This is a genomic window from Streptomyces purpurogeneiscleroticus (assembly GCF_020024005.1).
GTDB lineage: Bacteria > Actinomycetota > Actinomycetes > Streptomycetales > Streptomycetaceae > Streptomyces > Streptomyces purpurogeneiscleroticus.
This window is the reverse complement of sequence record NZ_NHSG01000309.1, coordinates 1-3,516: the sequence shown is the minus strand read 5'-3', so window position 1 is coordinate 3,516 and position 3,516 is coordinate 1. Positions and strand designations below refer to the sequence as shown.

Genomic DNA, 3,516 nt, shown 5'->3' with positions numbered 1-3,516 from the left:
GCAGTGGCGGCGCGTACGGCGTGGTCGACGGGGTCGGGGCGGACGATGACGCCGGGGTTGAGGAGGTCGTCGGGGTCGAAGAGGGCCTTGACGCGCTCGAAGAGCGCGAGGGCCGCCGGTGAGTACATCAGCGGCAGGAGTTCGCCGCGGGCGCGGCCGTCGCCGTGTTCGCCGGAGAGGGAGCCGCCGTGCCGGGCGACGAGGCGGGCGGCCGCGAAGAGGAAGTCGCGCATGGCCTGGGTGCCGCCGGGGGCGTCGAGCGGGAAGTCGATGCGGAGGTGGAGGCAGCCGTCGCCGAAGTGGCCGTAGGGGATGCCGGTGAGGTGGTGGTCGGCGAGGAGTTGCTCGAACTCGCGCAGGTACGAGCCCAGTTGGTCGGGCGGTACGGCGGCGTCCTCCCAGCCGGCGTGGGCCGGTGCGCCGTCGGGGGTGCGGGCGGCGAGGCCGGCGCCGTCCTCGCGGATGCGCCAGAGCGCTGCGGCCTCGGCGGGGTCGGTGACGGTACGGGAGTCCAGTGCGTCGGCGTCCCGTACGAGCCGGGCCGCGGCGTCCACCAGGTACGGCACGCTCTCGCCGACGAGTTCCACGAGGAGCCAGCCCTCGCCGCGCGGGAGGGCGGGGAGGGCCGCGCGGCCCCTGCGGGCGGTGACCGTGCGGACGATGCGGGCGTCGAGGCCCTCGCAGGCGACCGGTGTGTGCTTCAGGAGCGCCGGTACGGCGTCGGCGGCGTCCGCCATCGTGGGGTAGCCGAGGACGGCGAGGACGCGGTGCGGGGCGTCGCGGACGAGGCGGAGCCGGGCGCTCAGGGTGAGCGCGAGGGTGCCTTCGCTGCCGGCCAGCGCCCGGGCCACGTCGAAGCCGCGCTCGGGCAGGAGGTGTTCCAGGGAGTATCCGGAGACCTGGCGGGGGAAGCGGCCCAGTTCGGTGCGGAGGACGGCGAGTTCCTCGTGGACGGTGCGCCGGAGGGCGGTCAGCAGGGGTGAGTCGGGTGGCTCCGCTCCGAGGCGCAGCCGCTCCCCCGAGCCCGTGAGGACATCGAGGCCGAGGACGTTGTCGCTGGTCCGGCCGTATCCGAGGGCCCGTGATCCGCAGGCGTTGTTGCCGATCATGCCGCCGAGGGTGGCGCGGTTGTGGGTGGAGGGGTCGGGGCCGAAGCGCAGGCCGTGGGGCGCGGCGGCGCGTTGCAGGTCGGCCAGGACGACGCCGGGTTCGACCAGGGCGGTACCGGCCTCGGGGTCGATCTCCAGAATGCGGTCGAGGTGGCGGCTCGCGTCGATGACGACGCCCGGGCCGACCGCGTTCCCGGCGATGGACGTGCCCGCGCCGCGCATCGTGACCGGCACCCGGTGCTCGGCGCACACCTCGCGTACGGCGGCGATCTCGTCCGTGTGCCGCGGGGTGACCACGGCCAGTGGGGCGATGCGGTACAGGGAGGCGTCGGAGGCGTACAGGGAGCGGGCGAGGTCCGAGGCGTCGGCTCCGGTCACGCCGGCGCGGCGGAGCGCGGCGGCAAGCTCCGCGCCGGCCTCGCTACGGGGCCGTGGCCTGGACGGCATGGCACTCCTTTTCCGAGGTGGACGGTTGGGCGCGGCGCCGCCTCCGCAGGGCGATGAGGACGACGCAGAGCAGGCTGAGGGCGGACATCGCGACGATGTAGGTGACCATCAGCCAGGGGCTGCCGCCGCCCGCCTGGAGCAGCGCGGTGAGGATCAGCGGGGTGCAGCCGCTCGCGAGGACACCGGAGACCTGGTAGACGAAGGAGACGCCGCTGTAGCGGACGTTGGCGGGGAACAGGTCGGCGTACAGGGCGGCCTGGGGCCCGTACATCGCTCCGTAGAAGAGGCCGAGGGTGACGACCAGGGTGCCGCCGATGACGAGGACGGAGCCGGTGTCGAAGAGCGCGAAGGCGGGGACGGCGGAGACGCCGAAGAGGGCGGCGCCCAGGCCGAAGGTGCGCAGCAGGCCGAAGCGGTCACCGAGGGCGCCCCACAACGGGATCATCGGCACGCAGACCGCGGCGGCGGCCATGACGCCGATGAGGGCGTGGGTGCGGGGCACGTGCAGTTCGGTGGTGGTGTATGCGATGGCGAAGACGCCCCAGGTGTTGAAGGCGATGCCCTCGGCCATGCGGGTGCCCATGCCCAGCAGCAGGTTGACCTTGGAGGTGCGGAGCAGTTCGACGAGGGGGATGCGGGCCCGGGTGTGCTGGTCGCGTACGGAGCGGAAGGCGGGCGTCTCGTACACCTGGAGGCGGATGTAGAGGCCGATGAGGACGAGGACGGCGCTGAGCAGGAAGGCGATGCGCCAGCCCCAGCTGAGGAACTGCTCGCTGTCCAGGACGGAGGAGAGCAGCGCGAAGACGCCGGTGCCGAGCATGAGGCCGGCGGGGACGCCGATCTGGGGCCAGCTGCCGTAGTAGCCCTTGCGGCCTTCCGGGGCGTGTTCGACGGACATGAGGACCGCGCCGCCCCATTCGCCGCCGATGCCGATGCCCTGGAGGATGCGGAGCAGGACGAGCAGGACCGGGGCCCAGACGCCGATGGCGTCGTAGGTGGGCAGGACGCCGATGAGGCAGGTGCCGGCGCCCATGATGAACATGGTGGTGACCAGGGCGGTCTTGCGCCCTACGCGGTCGCCGAAGTGGCCGAAGACGATGCCGCCGAGGGGGCGGGCCACAAAGCCGATCGCGAACGTTGCGAACGCGATGAGAGTGCCGACGAGGCTGTCGAATTCCGGGAAGAAGAGCTTGTCGAAGACGATGCCGGCGGCGGTGCCGTAGAGGAAGAAGTCGTACCACTCGATGGTGGTGCCGATGGCACCGGCGAGGGCGATCTTCCCGATGGGACTGGCCTGTTGCTCCTGTGTCTGCTGTTTTCTCTGTTGCACGGCTGCGCTCCCTTCACCAGTTGCGGAGCGACTCGTGGAAGATCCGGCCGGCCGCGTCGGTGGTGAGCGGGCGCGGTACGACGGAGAGCTGGCGCGACTGCTTCATCGTGCCGGCTACCAGGGTGTCCAGGTCGGACTCGGTGTAGCCGAAGGCGGCGATGCCGTTGGGCATGCCGATGTCGCGCAGGAGTTCGCGCAGTACGCGGGGCAGCGCCTCGGCGCCCTCGTCGGGGTCGACGGGCCGGCCGCCGATCAATTCCGCGGCGCGCAGGTGGCGTTGCGGGTCCGCCGGGTACGTGAAGCGGAAGGCGGCCATGGCGGTGGACGCGACGGCCTGGCCGTGCGGGACCATCGGCATCTCCGGGTAGCCCTCGGCGCGGTAGTTCTCGACGGCGCCGGCGATGGGGTACGCGTTGGCGTGCGGGATGTGTGTACCGGCGTTGCCGAAGCCCATGCCGGTGACGGCGGAGGCGTACGCCATGCCGTACCGCGCGGACAGGTCGTTGCCGTTCATGACCGCCCGGCGCAGATGCTTGCCGACCAGCTCCATGGCCTTCTCGCACCACACGTCGCTGATGGGGTTGGCGCCGCAGAACGCGGCGCGGGCGGCGGCGTCGGGGAAGGCGGGGC

The 3,516-nt window shown here is 72.5% G+C and carries 3 protein-coding genes; all 3 read right to left on the bottom strand.

Annotation, left to right across the window (positions count from 1 at the left end):
* Positions 1-1,556: FAD-binding oxidoreductase (locus CCS38_RS19940; RefSeq protein ID WP_223734659.1), on the bottom strand; the 1,556-nt coding region annotated here is incomplete at its 3' end.
* Positions 1,531-2,886 carry an MFS transporter gene (locus tag CCS38_RS35570; RefSeq protein ID WP_223734658.1) on the bottom strand — a complete coding sequence of 452 codons (1,356 nt, stop codon included), beginning with the start codon at positions 2,884-2,886 and terminating at the stop codon, positions 1,531-1,533. The genes CCS38_RS19940 and CCS38_RS35570, both read right to left, overlap by 26 nt.
* 13 nt (positions 2,887-2,899) lie before the next feature.
* A partial coding sequence (locus CCS38_RS19930; protein WP_223734657.1) for a dehydroquinate synthase/iron-containing alcohol dehydrogenase family protein occupies positions 2,900-3,516 on the bottom strand: 617 nt, incomplete at its 5' end.